This is a genomic window from Piscicoccus intestinalis NBRC 104926, from assembly GCF_001515525.1.
Lineage (GTDB): Bacteria > Actinomycetota > Actinomycetes > Actinomycetales > Dermatophilaceae > Kineosphaera > Kineosphaera intestinalis.
The window spans coordinates 1-16,738 of record NZ_BCNQ01000105.1; the positions used below are offsets into that span (position 1 = coordinate 1).

Sequence of the window (16,738 nt, forward strand, 5' to 3'; positions counted from 1 at the left end):
CGCGCGACGCACCGCACGGAGCACCCGCAGGGGGCCCGCGCCGAGCACGGTGCCGCCGAGCGGGCCGAGCGCGACCGTCTCCGGAATCGTGACGACGCGCGAGCCGACGACCGAGCCGGCTTCGACGACGAGCGCGGGTACGGCGACCGCGCACCGGACCCGCGGCAGTACGACGACGACCGGCAGTACGACGACATGGAGGTGCGCCGCGGCGACGCGGCCACCCAGGTCAACATCGCGCCGCCGATGCCCGACCCGAGCCACCGCCCGTGGATCGAGATCAACGGCGACACCTACCCGCTGCTGTCGGCGATCACGATCATCGGCCGCGACGGCCAGGCCGACATCACGCTCGACGACCCAGGCGTCAGCCGCCGCCACGCCGAGGTGCGCGTCACGCACGACGGCCCGCACCTCGTCGTCGGGCTGCGTGACCTCGGCTCGACGAACGGCACGTTCGTCAACGGCGAGCGCGTCGGCTCCCAACGCCTCGACGACGGCGACCGCGTCACCGTCGGCCGGGTCTCCTTCATCGTCCGCACCCGGAGGCGCTGATCTATGGGCGAACTCACCCTCACCGTCGTGCGCCTCGGCCTCCTGGTGCTGCTGTGGCTGTTCATCTTCAGCATCGTCGGTGTGCTGCGCTCCGACCTGTACGGCACCCGCATCGTGCAGCGCACCCCCGGCGCCGCCGGCGGGCGCCGAGCGGCGCGGGGCCGTCCCACCCCGAACACCCCGCAGCGCTCCAAGCGCGGCTTCTCCGTGCTCGCCGTCACCGAGGGCCCTATGCGCGGAACCACCGTGCCGCTCAAAGAATCCGGCGTGCTCCTCGGCCGCAACCCCGAGTGCACCCTCGTGCTCGACGACGACTACGCCTCGGGCCGGCACGCCCGCGTCTACTACGACGGCAAGTCCTGGTACGTCGAAGACCTCGGCTCCACCAACGGCACCCACGTCAACGGCGAGCGCATCAGCACCCCCCACCAGCTCCAGGCCGGCACGCAGCTGCGCATCGGCACCACCGTCCTGGAGCTGAGGCGGTAATCGCATGACCGTCGCCGTCCGATTCGCGGCGCGCACCGACGTCGGTCTGGTGCGCTCGCGTAACGAGGACTCCGGCTACGCCGGTCCGCACCTGCTCGCCGTCGCCGACGGCATGGGCGGGCACGCGGGCGGCAACGTCGCGAGTTCCCTCGTGCTGGCGCGCCTCGCGCCCCTGGACGGAGACAGTCACGGCGCCGACGACGCCCTCGAGCTCCTCGCCGACACCGTCGCCGAAGCCAACCGCTCCCTGGCCCGGGCCATGGCCGCCGACCCCGGCCTGCACGGCATGGGCACCACCCTCACCGCGCTCATGCGCTGCGGCGCCAACGGGCTCGCGCTCGTGCACATCGGCGACTCCCGTGCCTACCTGCTGCGCGACGGCCAGTTCAGCCAGATCACCCGCGACCACTCGTTCGTGCAGTCCCTCGTCGACGCCGGCCGCATCAGCGAAGAAGAGGCCGAGCACCACCCCCAGCGCAGCCTCGTCACCCGCGTGCTCACCGGCGCCCCCGAAGACGAGCCCGACCTGTCGATGCGCCAGGCCCGCATCGGCGACCGCTACCTCATCTGCTCCGACGGCCTGTCCGACTACGTCGGCCGCGACACCATCGAGGAGGTCGTCGGAGACGGTCCGCCCGCCGACGCCGCCCGCCGTCTCGTCGACCTCGCGATGCGCGCCGGCGCCCCCGACAACGTCACGTGCGTCGTCGGCGACATCGTCAAGGCCGACAGCGGGTCGGTGCAACCGATCGTCGTCGGCGCCGTCGCCGAACGCCGCGCCGAACAGACCCAGCCGATCGCGCTGAGCCCGGCGCAGAAGGCCGCGGCGCTGCGTCGCACGGTCGTGCCCGCCGCCCCCGACGAGCCCGACCTCGACGACGAACCGCGCCGCCGCGGCCGCGTCGCCCGCATCGTCGCGCTCAGCGTCATCCTCGGCTTCGCCCTCATCGGCGGCCTCTACGGCGCCTACGCCTGGACCCAGCAACAACTGTTCGTCGGCGAATCCGGCGGAAAGGTGGCGATCTTCCAAGGTCTACCGCAGCAGTTGGGCCCGATCACGCTGTCGTCGGTGCAAACCACCAGCGACGTCGACGTGGCCAACCTGCCCGACTACTACCGCGACCTCGTGCAACGCACCATCCCGGCGGCCGACCAGGGTGCCGCGGATGCGCAGGTCACCGAACTACGCAACCAGGCCGCCGCATGCGAGGCGCGCCGCAGCCAGGGGATTCCCTGCGGATCGGGGCAGTCATGACCACCGTCTCCTCCTTCGTTCCCCGCACGCGACGCAACGTCGAGTTGGCCCTGCTGCTGCTCGCCGTCGGCATCGTGATGCTGGCCTACCTCAACGTCGGCTTCGCCGTGCAGGGGCAGGTGCCGATCGACCTGGTCACCCAGGCCGCCTGGCTGCTGGGGTTCGCCGTCGCCTTCCACATCGTGCTGCGCTGGCGCGCCTCCTACGCCGACCCGCTGCTGCTGCCGATCGCGACGCTGCTCAACGGCCTCGGCCTCGTCATGATCCACCGCCTCGACCTGGCCAACGAGCGGTTCGGCTCCGAGGCCATGGCCAACCGGCAGGTCATGTGGAGCGCGCTGAGCATGGTCATCGCCGCCGGCGTGCTCATCGTGCTGCGCGACCACCGCCGGCTGCGGCGCTACATGTTCACGCTCATGCTCGCCGGCCTGATGTTCCTGCTGCTGCCGCTGATCCCGGGTCTCGGGCAGAGCATCAACGGCGCCCGCATCTGGATCTCGATCGGGCCGTTCTCGTTCCAGCCCGGCGAGGTCGCCAAGATCATCCTGACGATCTTCTTCGCCGCCTACCTCGTGCAGACCCGCGACGCCCTGTCGCTGTCCGGCAAACGCGTGCTCGGCTTCCCGCTGCCCCGCGGCCGCGACCTCGCGCCGATCCTGCTCGTGTGGCTCGCCTCGCTGGCGGTGCTCGTCTTCCAGCGCGACCTCGGTAGCTCGCTGCTGTTCTTCGGCCTGTTCGTCTCGATGCTCTACCTCGCGACCGAACGCATCAGCTGGGTCGCCATCGGCCTCCTGCTGTTCAGCGGCGGCGCCTACCTCGCCTACCTGCTGTTCGGGCACGTGCAACAGCGCGTCATGTTCTGGCTCGACCCGTGGTCCGAACAGGCGCTCGCGCAAAGCGACCAGCTCGTGCGCGGCCTCATGGGCATGGGCGCCGGCGGCCTGCTCGGCACCGGCCTCGGGCAGGGCAACCCGCAGCTGACGTACTTCGCCGAGTCCGACTTCATCATCCCCAGCTTCGGTGAGGAGCTCGGTCTCGTCGGTCTCTTCGCGATCCTCATGCTGTACGTGCTGCTCGTCGAGCGCGGCCTGCGCACCGCCCTGGGCACCCGCGACGGGTTCGGCAAGCTCATCGCCGCCGGCCTGGCCTTCTCCGTGGCGCTGCAGATCTTCGTCGTCGTCGGCGGCGTCACCCGGGTCATCCCGCTCACCGGCCTGACCAGCCCGTTCCTGTCCGCCGGTGGCTCCTCGCTGCTGGCCAACTGGACGATCATCGCGCTGCTGCTGCGCATCAGCGACCACGCCCGCCGACCGGTGGAGAACGAGGTCATCGTGCCGCACACCCCGCCCGCACCCGCCACGCAGGAGGCGGGCCGTTCGGCCGCGCCGCAGGGCCCGGCCAGGGAGGCGCGCGCATGAACAACCCCATCCGGCGCATGTCGCTGCTCGTCGCGGCGCTCTTCTGCACCCTGTTCATCGCCACGAGTTGGATCCAGTTCGTGCAGGCCGGTGAACTGCGCGACCGCCCCGGCAACCGTCGCACGCTGCTCGCCTCGTACTCCCAGGAGCGCGGCGCGATCCTCGTCGGCGGCGAGGCCGTGGCCCGCTCCGAGGCCACCGACGACGAGCTGAAGTACCAGCGCAGCTACCCGCAGGGCAAGCTGTACAGCCACATCACCGGCTACTTCTCGTTCCTCTACGGAGCCGGAGGCGGGCTCGAATCCGCCGAGAACGGCCTGCTCACCGGCCAGTCCGACCAGCTGTTCTACCGCCGGCTCGGCGACCTGCTCACCGGCATCCAGCCCAAGGGCGTCAGCCTCGAGTTGACCATCGACCCCCTCGCGCAGCAGGCCGCCGAGAACGCGCTCGGCAACCAGCGCGGCTCGGTCGTCGCGCTCGACCCCAAGACCGGGGCGATCCTCGCGATGGTCAGCCACCCGCAGTACGACCCCAACAGCCTGAGCAGCCACGACTCCGACACGGCGCAGGCCGCCTGGACCCAGCTCAACTCCGCGGCCACCAAGCCGCTGGTCAACCGCGCGATCGGCGGCGACCTGTACCCGCCGGGGTCGGTGTTCAAGATCGTCACCGCCGCCGCCGCGCTGTCGTCGGGGCAGTACACCGAGAATTCCCAGCTGCCCGGCCCGAAGACCCTCGACCTGCCGCAGACCACCGCGGGTCTCGTCAACGACTGGGGCGGCCAGTGCGGCAACGGCACGGTCACGCTCCTGGAGGCGCTGCAGGACTCCTGCAACACCGCGTTCGGCTACCTCGGCATGCAGCTCGGCGGTCAGACCGTCCGCGACGAGGCCGCCAAGTTCGGCTTCGGCCAGCAGCTCCAGGTGCCGATGTCGGTCACGCCCAGTTCGGTGCCCGACCAGATGAACCCGCCGCAGGAGGCCCAGGCGGCCATCGGCCAGTACGACGTGCGCGTCACGCCGCTGCAGGTCGCGATGCTCTCGGCCGCGGTCGCCAACCAGGGCAAGGTCATGCAGCCCTATCTCGTCAAGCAGACCCGCGGCTCCGACCTCGAGGTCATCGACCAGACCGCCCCGACGGAGCTGAGTCAGGCGATGAGCGCCGAGAACGCGGCCGCCCTCACCCGGATGATGGAGGCCGTCGTCACCGACGGCACCGGCACCCGGGCACAGATCTCCGGCGTGCAGGTGGCCGGCAAGTCGGGTACAGCCCAGCACGGCGAAGGGCTCGCGCCACACGCGTGGTTCACGTCCTTCGCACCGGCGAACGACCCCAAGGTCGCCGTCGCGGTCGTCGTGGAGGACGGCGGCAAAGCAGGTATGTCAGCGGGCGGTGGGTCAGTCGCCGCACCGATCGCTCGCAACGTCATGAAGGCAGTGATCGAGCAATGAAGTTCCAGACCGGGACCGTCTTCGGAAACCGCTACACGCTCGGCGACCGCATCGCCGTCGGTGGCATGGGCGAGGTGTGGCGGGCCGCCGACCAGGTGCTCGGCCGCACGGTCGCGATGAAGCTGCTGTCGCCCTCGCTGGCCGACCAACCCGGCTTCACCCGCCGCTTCCGCGAGGAGGCGCGCAACGGCGCCATGCTCTCGCACCCCAACATCGCCGCCGTCTACGACTACGGCGAAGACTCCGGCGCCTCCTGGCTCGTCATGGAGCTCGTCGAGGGGCCGCCGCTGTCGCAGATCATCAAGGACGACGGCCCGCTGGGCGCGAAGCGCACCGCGTCGATCCTCGCCCAGGCCGCCTCCGCGCTGCAGGCCGCGCACGACGCCGGCGTCATCCACCGCGACGTCAAGCCGGCGAACATCCTCGTGCGCGCCGACGGCGAGGTGAAGCTCACCGACTTCGGCATCGCCCGCGCCGTCGACGCCGCCCCGATCACCCGCACCGGTGAGGTCATGGGCACCGCCCAGTACATCTCGCCCGAGCAGGCCACCGGCAAGCCCGCGGTACCCGCCAGCGACCTGTACAGCCTCGGCGTCGTCGGCCACGAGATGCTCACCGGCAAGCGGCCCTTCGACGAGGGGTCGCCGGTGGCCACCGCGATGGCGCACATCCACAACGACCCGCCGCCGCTGCCGGCCGGAGTCGGTCAGCCGCTGGCCGGCGTCATCATGGCCTGCCTGGCCAAGAACCCCTCGCAGCGGCCGGAGTCCGCGGCCGCCGTCGCCTCGGCGCTGCGCGGCGGACCGGAGGCGGCCGCCTTCGCCAACACCCAGGTGCTCTCCCCGGAGGCCGCCGCCACCCAACGCATGGCCCCGCCGACCGCGCCGGCCACCGCCCCGACCCCGGCAGCCGGCTACGCCCAGGGCTACCCGCAGGGCCAGTACCCGCCTCCCGGGTACCCCGGCGGCTACAACCAGGGCACCGGCGCCTACCAGACCGGGCCCATGCCGCCCCAGCAGCGCAAGCGTCGGATGAACCCGTTGCTGTGGCTGCTGCCTTTGCTGCTGCTCCTCGGGCTCGGCGGCTACTTCGTCGCGCAGTCCGGCCTGTTCGGCGGGTCTGGCGATCCCTCGCCCACCGAGACGACGAGCCCGTCGGTCGTCAACCTCGACTCCGCCGAGTTCCGCGGCATGACGGTGGAGGCCGCCCAGGCCCGCCTGCGCGAACTCGGTTTCCCGAACACGACGACGGTCGAGGAGTCGAGCAGCGAGGTGAGTTCCGGGCGGGTCATCGCCATCAACCCCACCGGTGACGTCGTCGCCGGCCGGCCGATCACCCTGCGCGTCTCCAGCGGTCCGACCCGCACGAGCGCCCCGCAACCGACCACCCAGGCCACGACGCCGGACTCGACACCCACCCAGGCTCCGACCACCGACGAGCCCACCGAGCAGCCGACGGCGGAGCCGACGGAGGAGCCGAGCCCGACCAACGACAACGGCGGCGACCAGCCGGCCGACGAACCGACCAACGGCGGCTCGCAGGCCAACAACGGCACCGGCACCAATGCCGCCCCCGAAAGCTCCAATTCGACTCAGGATCAAGGAAATTCGGGCGATGGGGCGACTGGCTCCGCGAATGGGGGCACCCAGCAGGCGCAGGCCGAGAGTCAGAGCGACACCCGGCAGGCGCAGTCCGATAATGAGGCCGACACCCAGGCCAGTGGCCAGACGAGCGAGGGGACGGTGACGCGGTGACCGAAGCGACCCGCCTTCTGGCCGGCCGCTACGAGGTCGGCGAGCTCATCGGCCGTGGAGGCATGGCCGAGGTGCACGCCGCGTACGACGCCCGGCTCGGGCGAGACGTCGCCGTCAAGATCCTGCGTTCGGAGCTGGCGCGCGACAACACCTTCCTGCAGCGGTTCCGGCGCGAGGCCAAGTCGGCCGCGAGCCTGAACCACCCGTCGATCGTCGCGGTGTTCGACTCCGGCGAGGACATCCTCCTGGAGACCGGCGGCGCCGACATGCCGGTGCCGTTCATCGTCATGGAGTACGTCAAGGGCCGCACACTGCGCGACATCCTGCACGAGGAGGGTCCGCTGGAGCCGATGCGCGCGGTGCGCATCATGGGCCAGGTGCTCAACGCGCTGCAGTACAGCCACCAGCACGGCATCATCCATCGCGACATCAAGCCGGCGAACGTCATGCTCGACTCCGCCGACCGCGCCAAGGTGATGGACTTCGGCATCGCCCGCGCCATCGCCGACACCGCGGCCACGATGACGAACACGAGCATCGTCGTCGGCACCGCCCAGTACCTCTCCCCGGAACAGGCCCAGGGCCGCGACATCGACGTCCGCTCCGACCTGTACTCCGCCGGCTGCCTGCTGTACGAACTGGTCGCCGGCCGCACGCCGTTCGTCGGCGACTCCCCGGTGGCGATCGCCTACCAGCACGTCGGCGAGCCGCCGCAGCCCCCGTCGCTGCACGCCCCCGACGTGCCCTCGAACCTCGACGTCGTCATCCTGCACGCCCTCGCCAAGGACCCGGACCAGCGCTACCAGTCGGGCGAGGAGTTCGCCGCCGACCTGGAGGCGGTGCTGCGCCGCGAGCCGACGCTCGCCGCGGCCGCCGCGATCGAGGCGGGCGAGCTGGCTCCGGGACCGATGCCGCAGGTCTCCGCGCCCATCGCGCCGACCGAGATGCGCACCGGCGCCCACGCCTACCTCGCGCAGGAGCAGCCGGAGCCCGAGCGTCGCAACCGCGCGCTGCCCTGGCTCATCGCGGCGCTCGTCGTGCTGCTCGCGGGGCTAGGGCTGTGGTTCGGACGCGACGCGCTGTGGGGCGATCCCGAGCCGGTCGCGGTGCCGAACGTCGTCGGCAAGAGCGAGGCCGACGCCACGGCCGAGATCACCAACGCCGGGCTCGTCGCCGCCTCCGAACCCGTGGCGAATTCGGCGGCGGCCGGCACCGTCGTCGACCAGAACCCCAAGGACGGCACGCGCCCGCCGGACAGCACGATCCAGCTCATGGTGTCGACCGGGCCGGGCCGGGTGACGGTACCGAACCTGCGCAACTACCAGCAGGACACCGCGATCCAGAAGCTGCGGGACCTGAAGTTGACCGTCGGCGAGATCAAGTCGGTGGACAACTACCAGGTCAACCAGGGCAGCGTCGTGTCCACCGAGCCGAAGGCGTCGGCGCGCGTGCCCGAGGGCACGGCCGTGACGCTGAACATCAGCACTGGCATGACCGTCGTGCCCGAGGTCGTCGGCATGACCGAGTCCAACGCCGCGGAGGCGCTCAACGACGTCGGCCTGCGCTACCGGGCCGAGGACGCCACGAGCACCCGCCGCGCCGGCACGGTCGTCGGCCAGTCCTACCCGGCACGTTCCAAGGTGCAGGTCGGCACCGAGGTCGTCATCAGCGTCGTGCGCTCGGCCCCCACCACGCAGACGGTCACGGAGACGGTGACGACCACCCCGGCTCCTCCGGCGACCACCACCGAGTCGCCGCAGCCCACCGAGGAGTCCCCCAGCGACGAGCCCTCACCCGAGGACACCACCGACGACCCGGACCAGTAGTCGGGTCGCCGGGAGGCGCCTCAGGGGGCGCCTCAGGAGGCGCTGACCAGCGGACCCAGGCCCCGCGAGCGCTCCACGGCGTCGGCCGCCCCGCACAGCTGCAGCCAGTTGGCCAGGAGCCGGTGACCCCCCTGCGTGAGCACGCTCTCGGGGTGGAACTGCACCCCGTGCAGCGGCAGGCTCGCGTGATGGGCGGCCATGATGACCCCGGAGTCGGTGCGTCCGTTGACGACGAGGTCCGGGCCGACGGTCGCGGAGTCGATCGCGAGCGAGTGGTAGCGGGTGGCGGTGAACGGGCTCGGCAACCCCGCGAGCACGCCGGTGCCGTCGTGCACGACCTGCGACGTCTTGCCGTGCAGCAGTTCCGCGGCCCGGCCGACGACCGCCCCGGTGACGACCCCGAGCGCCTGATGCCCCAGGCACACCCCCAGCATCGGCACCCCGAGCTGCCCGCAGCGGCGGATCACCTCCATCGACGCGCCCGCCTCCTCGGGGGTGCCCGGCCCGGGCGAGACGAGCACGCCGTCGTACCCGCCGACGGAGTCGACGTCGACCTCGTCGTTGCGCACCACCGTGCACTGCGCGCCGAGCTGCTGCAGGTAGCCGACGATCGTGTAGACGAAGCTGTCGTAGTTGTCGACCACGAGGATGGACGTCACGGCGGGCCTCCAGACGGCGGGGTGTGCGGCGGTTCGTCAGCCTACGCGCCCGCCGGCGCGGGTCCCGGGGGCGGCCAAGTTTCAGTGCGTGGCGGGCCCCGCGGCTTCACGGTCTCGGCGGGCTCGACAGCTCCGGCGGGTTCGGCAGGTTAGGGGGCTGCAGCACGCTCGGCAACCGCGTGGGCGGCGAGAGCCGCGTGCACCCCGGCGTCGTTCATCGGCAGCCAGGAGGCGACCCACGGGAACAGCCACTGCGCGCAGGCCGCGAGCACCGCGGCCGCCAGCAGCAGGCAGATGACGACGCACGGGCCACGGCCCGGGCAGGTGGCGCCACAGCATCGCGTACATCGGCTACCCCGTCCCGTTCGTCGCGGCGCCGGCGGGGGCCGCGAGCGCGTCCGTCGGCGGGCCCTGGTCGCGCGGCACGAACCGCTCCAACAACGCGTAGCCGACGTACCGTTCGCGCGCGCTGAACGGCGGGTGGCACGCCACGAGCGTCATCCACGCCTGCGTCGGCTCGACGCCCGGCCGATCCGGCACCGGGGCGAGCACCTGCGTCTGGTCGGGGGTCACGATCCGGTGCCGCTGGTAGCGGTACACCGACCAGCCCGCGCTCGTCTCCACGACGATCGCGTCGCCGGGCCGCAGCGTGTGGATGAGGTTGTACGGCTTGCCGTAGGTGACCCGGTGCCCCGCGGTCGCGAAGTTGCCGACCCGGCCGGGCATCGCCGTGCCCGGGGAGTGCCCGACTCCGGCGTCGATCTGCGCCTTGGCCGTGCCCTCGATGACCGGCCGCACGTAGTCGGCCCCGAACCGGGGGATGCGGATCGTCGCGAACGCCTGGCCGACCTGCGCGGTCACGTCGGGCGCGCGGGCGGCGGCGAACCGCTGCTCCAAACCGGAGACGGTCTGGGCCTGCTCGCCGTCGGCGACGACGTCGGTCCACCACAGCTGCCAGGCGAGGAACGCCAGCACGAGCACCCCGAGCGTGACGAGCACCTCGCCGACCACGCCGATCGCGACGTCGAGGAGCCGGGCCGGTCGCCGCGGCTCGCGACCCCGGCGGGACGGCGCCGGCCGCACCCGCTCAGCGGTCGACACGCGCGAACCTCGGATTCACCTCACCGGTGAACGCCGGCATCGTCACCTCGCCCGGCTCGCTGACCCGGTACCCGAGCCCGACGAGGTCGACGTACTCCCGGTACACGGAGACGGCCCGGTCGCCGTCGAGCCCGGCGCGCAGCGTGACCGGGTCGCCGAGCGCGGTGATGACGTACGGCGGGGAGTACACCCGGCCCTGCAGGATCAGCGTGTTGCCCACGCAGCGAACGGCGCTCGTCGCGATGACCCGCTGGTCCTGGATCGTCATCGCCTCGGCGCCCGCGGCCCACAGGGCGTTGACGACGGCCTGCACGTCCTGTTGGTGCACGACGACGTCGTCGACGGTGTAGCCCTCGGGGATGCGCCCGCCGGTCCCGGCGTCGGAGAGTTCGACCCGCAGCGACAGGCCGGTCACCGCCTCCGTGCCGGCCAGCGGCGCGAGCCGCGCGCTGCGGGCCGACTCTTGCGCCAGCTCCGGGTCGCTCGCGGCGAGCTGCGCCGTGAGCCCGTCGACCTGCCGGCGCAGGGCCTGCGCCTGCGCGGCCTTGCCCTCGACGGTGCGGGTGTCGCTGCGGATGAGGCCGGGCAGGTCGGTGCCGCCGGCGCGCAGGTCCGAGCCGCGGGCGGCGCCGGCGCTCGTGGCGAACAGCAGCCCCGCGAGCGCGGCGACGACCGGAACGGCCGCCGACCAGATCCGGCTCTTCATGCCGCGCGCCTCCTTCGGGGTGGATGCTGTGTTCCCTTGTGCCCGACTCCGATCCACGCGTGGATCGAGCCGTTCACCGTCCTTATCGGCCGCGCCCCCGTGGCGGGCAAGCCGTCCCCAGTATGCGCACGTAAGCTGGCGGGGAAACTCGTCCGACCGCTCACGCAGGCTCACAGACTCCCGGAGGACTCACGGTGGCAGACACCGACGACGTCGACCGCTCACGCACCGACTCCAGCGGGGGGCCGACCCCGGCCAAGGGAGTGAACCCGACGACAGATGCGGCCTCCGCTGAGACGGTCCAGGACCAGGGCGCCGGCCAACCCAAGAGCCACGCCAAAGAGCACCCCAAGGAGCACGGCGAGGAGGCCGCCAAGGAGCACGGCGAGGGGCAGGGCGCCGGCAAGGGCAAGACGGCGCGCAAGGGCCGCCCGACCCGCAAGCAGCGCCGCGCGGAGCGCGGTGGGCAGCACGACTCGATCGCCAAGGCCCCGCCGCCGAACCCGACGTGGTTCGTGCCGGTGATGCTCGGGCTCATGATCATCGGGCTCATCTGGGTCGTCGTGTTCTACCTGTCGGCCGGGCAGTGGCCCGTCTCCGCGTGGCACAACTGGAACCTGCTCATCGGGTTCGCGTTCATCGTGGCGGGCTTCATCATGACCACCCGCTGGCGCTGACCTCGCGCTCCGACAGCGCCGGTGCCCAGGACTCCCGGGCGCCGGCGCTGTCCGTTGTCCGCGGCCTTGTGCACAACCGGCCCGCGCACCGAGTTATCCACAGGGTTATCCACGACTGGGGATGAATCACACCGCTGTAATCACAGGTGTGGAAGACGCTGTGGACGAGCGGGAGACAGGGTGATTGCGGGGAATGCACGGCCGCCCCGCGACCAGTCCGCGACGAAGGCGCGACCAGATCGAGGTCGGGCGTAGCGGTCAGGCGTAGCGGACGACGGAGTCGACGAAGCCGGTGTCGACGGTGAGGTATTTGACGACCGCGAGGAGCGCGACGACGAGGGCCACACCGCCGAGGGCGGGCCACTGGAGGCGGGCGCGCTCACGGCTGCGGGTCACCAGGAGCACGGCGGCGAGGGCGGCGCCGGTGATGAAGCCGCCGAGGTGCGCCTGCCAGGCGATCGAGGGGTAGATCAGCGGCAGGGCAGCGTTGATGGCCAACAGGATCCACATGCCGCGGGCGGAGGAGCCGAGGTGGCGCAGGAAGACGACGGTGGCGCCGAACAGCCCGAAAACGGCCCCGGAGGCGCCGACCATCGGGGTGACCCACGTGCTGTCCATCTGCGCCATCGTCTGCGGCGGGAACGCCAGCAGCAGGTATCCGACGGATCCGCCGACGGCGCTGACCAGGTAGAGCGTGAGGAACCGGGCCCAGCCGAGCAGCGGCTCGAGCCACTGCCCGATCTGCCACAGGCACAGCATGTTGAACAGGATGTGCGTCAGCATCTGCGGGGAATGCAGGAACGCCGACGTCACGAAACGCCAGGGCTGGGTGTCGCCGAGGTAGGGGGTGAACGCGCCCTGACCGATGAGCTGGGGGTCGATGCGCTGCAGGACGAACGCGGCGACGCACAGCCCGATGAGCACGTACGTCGTCGTCGGGCGCTCCTGACCGGCGAGGCCGCCGATCCGGGTGCGGGCGGTGGGGGCCGCGGCGGTCGACGCACGCAGACAGTCCACGCAGTGGAACCCGACCGGCGCCGGGCGCTGACATTCCGGACACGTGGGGCGCCCGCACCGCTGGCAGCGCAGGTGGCTCTCCCGGTCGGGATGGCGCGGGCACGTCGGTCGCTCGACCGGGGCCGGCTCCGGGGGTGGCGTCTGTGTCATGCGTGCGTCGACCTCGAGCGACTCACTCGCTGATCGTGACCTTCTCGATGACGACCGGCTCGACCGGCTTGTCGTTGCGGCCGGTCTTGACGGCCGCGATGGCGTCGACGACGTCGCGGCTGGCCTGGTCGGCGACCTCGCCGAAGATCGTGTGCTTGCCCTGCAGCCACGTGGTCGGGGCGACGGTGATGAAGAACTGCGACCCGTTCGTGCCGCGGCCCATGCGCTTGCCCGCGTTGGCCATCGCGAGGATGTACGGCTTGGTGAAGTCCTTGTCGGGGCTGATCTCGTCGTCGAAGGCGTAACCCGGGCCGCCCATGCCCTGACCGAGCGGGCAGCCGCCCTGGATCATGAAGTTGGGGATGATCCGGTGGAAGATCAGGCCGTCGAAGAACGGCTGCGGGTTGGTGCGTCCGGCGTCGTCGCGGTACTCCTTCTCGCCCTTGGCGAGACCGACGAAGTTCTCGACGGTCTTCGGCGCGTCGTCGCCGAAGAGCACGACCTCGATGTCGCCGTGGTTGGTGTGCAGCGTTGCATTCATGCCCGCCATCCTGTCACGCCCGTCGGGACGGTCCCGTGCGACGCCCTGCACGTCACCCGAGAGGCGACTCGTGCCCCATCCCATTGGGCGTGTGGGCATAGGTCAGGGCAGGATGGGGCAGAAGAAGACGACACCCGTCAAGGAGGGAACGTGTTCGAACGCAACACGAAGAAGGTGACCGTGCCGACGCTGACGACGAAGCGCGTCTCGGTGCCCACGCTGCACGCGCTGAAGAAGTCCGCGGTAGCGGCGGCCGGAGCGGCTGCCGCGACGGCCGCGGCTTCCGCCGACGACGCCAAGTCGCGGGCCGACGAGCAGGCGCAGGCCGTCAAGGCCGCGGCGGCGCCGAAGCTCGCCGCCGCGAGTGAGTCGGTCTCGCACAACGCCGAGGACGCCAAGGACAAGGTCGCGGAGACCGTCGCCGGCCTCATCGCCGCCGGCACCGCCGCGCAGCACAAGGCCGCCGACCGGCTCAGCGACAGCGCGGACTCCGCCGCCAAGAGCGCGCGCAAGAGCCAGAAGAAGGCGCGCAAGAACGCGCTGTACGCCAAGGACGTCGTCACCGGCGAGGCGAAGAAGAAGGAGAAGCGCAAGAAGGGCATCTTCGCGAGCCTGCTCTCCGCGCTGTTCACCGCCGGCCTCGCCGCCGGTGTCGTGTACTTCCTGCGGCAGCGCCAGGCCGAGCCCAAGGACGACCCGTGGGCGCGCCCGCTGACCGACCCCTACGTCGCGCCGACCACCGGCCGCGCGTCGACGACCGACGCCGACCTCGGTGCCGCCGACGTCGCCGCCGCGGGATCGGTCTCCGAGGTCGCGGCGCAGGACTCGGCCGACGCCCCCGTCTCCGACATCTCCGAGGCGCCCGTCGTCGAGCCCGGCGAGGTCGAGATCGTCGACATCAAGGACGCCGACCCCGAGCGCAAGGACGGCTGACGCCCGACTCGCACACCGTCGAAGCCCGCGTACCTGCCGGTGCGCGGGCTTCGTCGTGGGTGGTTCCCCGAAAGTCTCGGCGGCCGCGAACATGGCCATCTCTTCCGCCCCCGGCACAGCTCCACGGGCCCGCCCGTCACAGCCGTGTTCAGGCACGTGCTTCGCACGCGAGCGCGTAATTGGCCGGGGAAGCGTCAGGGGTGCTCGGCATCGTCCCCATCGAGAACGGCGATGAGGAGCTCCAGCTGCGCAATCATACGCGGCAGGTCGTCGGTTGCGGTGGCGACAAGGGTCTCGACGTCCAGATCCCAGTAGCCGTGAACGATGCGGTTGCGCATCCGTGATGCAGCGCGCCAAGCGATCTCTGGCTCCGCGCTCTTCGTGTCCGCGGACACCTGACGTGCGGCCTCACCAAGGACCGTGAAGTGCCACAGGAGGGCCGCGCGGCGCATGCTGTCGGCCTCGACCTGTTCCGAACTCCGCCCCGCGACGAGTTCTCGGATAGACAAGGCAGCGTCGCGCATCTCGCGAAGGAGCAGGAGATCACGCCGCATAAAGGGGCCGCGCGTCGGCGAGAACCTGCTCGCGGATATACTTGTTGACCGCCCGACGCGCGACCAAGTCGACTGGCCGATCGAAGACATCGGCCAACTCGTCCTCGAGGTCGAACAGCCGGAACCCCAGACGCACACCCGGCTTCAACACGTAGAGCACATCTATGTCGCTCTGACCGCTGTCTTCGCCCCGCGCGACCGACCCGAACACGTCCAAGGACGCGACGCCGTAACGCTCGCACACCTCGCGCAAGCGCTCCGCGTCGAACTCCACGGTGGGCACATATTCAGACTATCGGAGCCGGTGCGCGGGGCCCTTCGTCAACGGGGCGACTGGCGACCACATGTCTCGCGCTGCGCCCGGAGCGGCGACCACACAGCGACCGGGCTCACGGCATACGCATGGGTGCGTGCAGCGACGTCAGCGGCCGTCGCGTCCCCGGCCGCGACGAAACACCCCGCCGGATCCCCCGGTCGGGAGTCCCGGAAACCGAAACGAGTAACTCAGGGACTACCCGATGGTCGTCGTGTCGGTGGCGGTCAGTCGCCGCCTCCGCCGCCGTCACCGCCACCATCGCCGCCGCCGTCACCTCCGACGTCGGAACCCAGGGAGTCGGCGAGCTCGCCGACCTGGTCGGCGATGTCGCTCACCGCGTCGCTGAAGCCCTCGAGCGCGTCGCCCAGCGACGCGAACGCGCCGTCGACGGCGCCCGCCAGGTCCTTGCGGCCAGGTCGACGTTCAGGCCGGTCCACGCGAGGTCGTGGCTCCACGCGAGGGCGAGCGCCGGGTCGTCCAGACCGCGGGCCGCCTCCTTGAAGACGCCGACCCACCGCTCGGTGAGTCCGTAGGCGGCGGCCCAGGGCAGGTAGCGGCTGAAGACCCCGGCGCCCTCCTCGTGGCGCAGCTGGTTCGCCTCGGCAGTCGCCAGATACAGCCGGAAGCCGGCCGATTGGGCCGCCAGCGCCGACCCGAGCGCCGACCGGCGGCGCGCACCGGCGAACGGCCCGCCCGGTCGAAACCGCGGGTACCACTCGCGGACGACGGGTTCGCCGGCCAGCTCGGCGCGAGCCCGCGGCACCCGGGCCCGGAATTCGCCGGCCATGTCGTCGAGGTAGAGGCGTCGGCCGTCGGCGGCCCGCGCGGCGGCGGTGAAGGCCGCGAGCAGCTCGGCCCGCGCCGGGGGTTCCGCGGCCGCCGGAACGCCCGGACCGTCGGTCGCGGTGAGATGCACCCGCCACCGGGTGCGGGGACGGACGAACCGGGTGAGCGCGCTGGACCGGTCCGGCTTTTCTCGCGTCAAGCGGACGACACCCGCGACCGCGAACTCGACGATCGCGGCGGGCAGATCCCGCTTGCCGACCGCCGCCCGCTCGATCAGGCCGAGGTGCTCGGGGCGCAGACCCTGCGGTGGCTCGAACCGCACCGCCACCGGGGCGGCCACGTCGCTGCGGGTCGCCGCGCGGCGCGAGGCCTGTTCGGGCTCGGGTGGGATGACGCCGGGAGCGGAGTCCGCGAACACGTCGGCTGACGGAACCCACTTGCGCGGCAACGTGGTCCAGACAGTCCAGCCGATGCTGACGAACACCCAGAGCGCGACTGCGGCGAAGAGCACGCCGAAGACCGTGTCCCCGTCCACGCGACCTCCCCTGTC

General features: G+C 71.7%; 16 protein-coding genes and 1 pseudogene. 9 read left to right on the forward strand and 8 right to left on the reverse strand.

What is annotated here, in order from left to right:
- The 7 genes from PINTE_RS22805 to pknB all read left to right on the forward strand — a co-directional run.
- Positions 1 to 555: FHA domain-containing protein (locus PINTE_RS22805; protein ID WP_157087283.1), on the forward strand; the 555-nt coding region annotated here is incomplete at its 5' end.
- A gap of 3 nt (positions 556 to 558) precedes the next feature.
- Positions 559 to 1,044, forward strand: coding sequence for an FHA domain-containing protein FhaB/FipA (locus PINTE_RS15280; protein WP_068432508.1), 486 nt, complete (start codon positions 559 to 561; stop codon positions 1,042 to 1,044).
- A 4-nt stretch (positions 1,045 to 1,048) separates the two neighbouring features.
- Positions 1,049 to 2,299 (forward strand): PP2C family protein-serine/threonine phosphatase, encoded by a 1,251-nt coding sequence (locus PINTE_RS15285; RefSeq protein WP_068432512.1) that lies wholly within the window; start codon positions 1,049 to 1,051, stop codon positions 2,297 to 2,299.
- A complete protein-coding gene (locus tag PINTE_RS15290) occupies positions 2,296 to 3,717 on the forward strand; it encodes an FtsW/RodA/SpoVE family cell cycle protein (protein WP_068432515.1) in 1,422 nt (473 codons plus the stop codon). The genes PINTE_RS15285 and PINTE_RS15290 overlap by 4 nt, the downstream gene beginning before the upstream one ends.
- Positions 3,714 to 5,168: a peptidoglycan D,D-transpeptidase FtsI family protein gene (locus tag PINTE_RS15295; RefSeq protein ID WP_068432517.1), complete on the forward strand. Its 1,455-nt coding sequence runs from the start codon at positions 3,714 to 3,716 to the stop codon at positions 5,166 to 5,168. The genes PINTE_RS15290 and PINTE_RS15295 overlap by 4 nt, the downstream gene beginning before the upstream one ends.
- Entirely contained in the window at positions 5,165 to 6,922 is a 1,758-nt protein-coding gene (locus PINTE_RS15300; protein WP_068432520.1) for a protein kinase domain-containing protein, read from the forward strand. Before PINTE_RS15295 ends, PINTE_RS15300 begins: the two co-directional genes overlap by 4 nt.
- Complete coding sequence (pknB, locus tag PINTE_RS15305; RefSeq protein WP_068432522.1) at positions 6,919 to 8,748, forward strand: Stk1 family PASTA domain-containing Ser/Thr kinase; 1,830 nt, start codon at positions 6,919 to 6,921, stop codon at positions 8,746 to 8,748. Before PINTE_RS15300 ends, pknB begins: the two co-directional genes overlap by 4 nt.
- Positions 8,749 to 8,780: 32 nt before the next feature.
- Here the strand turns inward: pknB and PINTE_RS15310 are convergent, their stop codons facing one another.
- From PINTE_RS15310 to PINTE_RS15320, 3 genes are all read right to left on the reverse strand, one after another.
- Positions 8,781 to 9,407 carry an aminodeoxychorismate/anthranilate synthase component II gene (locus PINTE_RS15310; protein ID WP_068432526.1) on the reverse strand — a complete coding sequence of 209 codons (627 nt, stop codon included), beginning with the start codon at positions 9,405 to 9,407 and terminating at the stop codon, positions 8,781 to 8,783.
- 351 nt (positions 9,408 to 9,758) lie between these two features.
- Complete coding sequence (locus PINTE_RS15315) at positions 9,759 to 10,508, reverse strand: class E sortase (protein ID WP_245642974.1); 750 nt, start codon at positions 10,506 to 10,508, stop codon at positions 9,759 to 9,761.
- Positions 10,495 to 11,214 carry a DUF881 domain-containing protein gene (locus PINTE_RS15320; protein ID WP_084343651.1) on the reverse strand — a complete coding sequence of 240 codons (720 nt, stop codon included), beginning with the start codon at positions 11,212 to 11,214 and terminating at the stop codon, positions 10,495 to 10,497. The genes PINTE_RS15315 and PINTE_RS15320 overlap by 14 nt, the downstream gene beginning before the upstream one ends.
- A gap of 194 nt (positions 11,215 to 11,408) precedes the next feature.
- Between PINTE_RS15320 and PINTE_RS22035 the strand changes: the two genes are divergently transcribed.
- Positions 11,409 to 11,891, forward strand: coding sequence for a cell division protein CrgA (locus PINTE_RS22035; protein WP_245642975.1), 483 nt, complete (start codon positions 11,409 to 11,411; stop codon positions 11,889 to 11,891).
- A gap of 258 nt (positions 11,892 to 12,149) precedes the next feature.
- On the opposite strand, the gene PINTE_RS15330 is transcribed toward PINTE_RS22035, so the two are convergent.
- Both PINTE_RS15330 and PINTE_RS15335 read right to left on the reverse strand, forming a co-directional pair.
- Positions 12,150 to 12,908 (reverse strand): rhomboid family intramembrane serine protease, encoded by a 759-nt coding sequence (locus PINTE_RS15330; RefSeq protein WP_245642976.1) that lies wholly within the window; start codon positions 12,906 to 12,908, stop codon positions 12,150 to 12,152.
- A gap of 172 nt (positions 12,909 to 13,080) precedes the next feature.
- Positions 13,081 to 13,599: a peptidylprolyl isomerase gene (locus PINTE_RS15335; RefSeq protein WP_068432532.1), complete on the reverse strand. Its 519-nt coding sequence runs from the start codon at positions 13,597 to 13,599 to the stop codon at positions 13,081 to 13,083.
- 150 nt (positions 13,600 to 13,749) lie between these two features.
- On the opposite strand from PINTE_RS15335, the gene PINTE_RS15340 reads away from it, so the two are divergent.
- Complete coding sequence (locus PINTE_RS15340) at positions 13,750 to 14,532, forward strand: hypothetical protein (RefSeq protein WP_068432534.1); 783 nt, start codon at positions 13,750 to 13,752, stop codon at positions 14,530 to 14,532.
- Positions 14,533 to 14,726: 194 nt separating this feature from the next.
- On the opposite strand, the gene PINTE_RS15345 is transcribed toward PINTE_RS15340, so the two are convergent.
- The 3 genes and pseudogenes from PINTE_RS15345 to PINTE_RS15355 form a co-directional block, all read right to left on the reverse strand.
- Positions 14,727 to 15,056: a HepT-like ribonuclease domain-containing protein gene (locus PINTE_RS15345; protein ID WP_245642977.1), complete on the reverse strand. Its 330-nt coding sequence runs from the start codon at positions 15,054 to 15,056 to the stop codon at positions 14,727 to 14,729.
- A 19-nt stretch (positions 15,057 to 15,075) separates the two neighbouring features.
- Positions 15,076 to 15,369, reverse strand: coding sequence for a nucleotidyltransferase family protein (locus tag PINTE_RS15350; protein WP_068432536.1), 294 nt, complete (start codon positions 15,367 to 15,369; stop codon positions 15,076 to 15,078).
- Positions 15,370 to 15,733: 364 nt separating this feature from the next.
- A pseudogene (locus PINTE_RS15355) lies at positions 15,734 to 16,738 on the reverse strand (hypothetical protein); the annotation flags it as partial.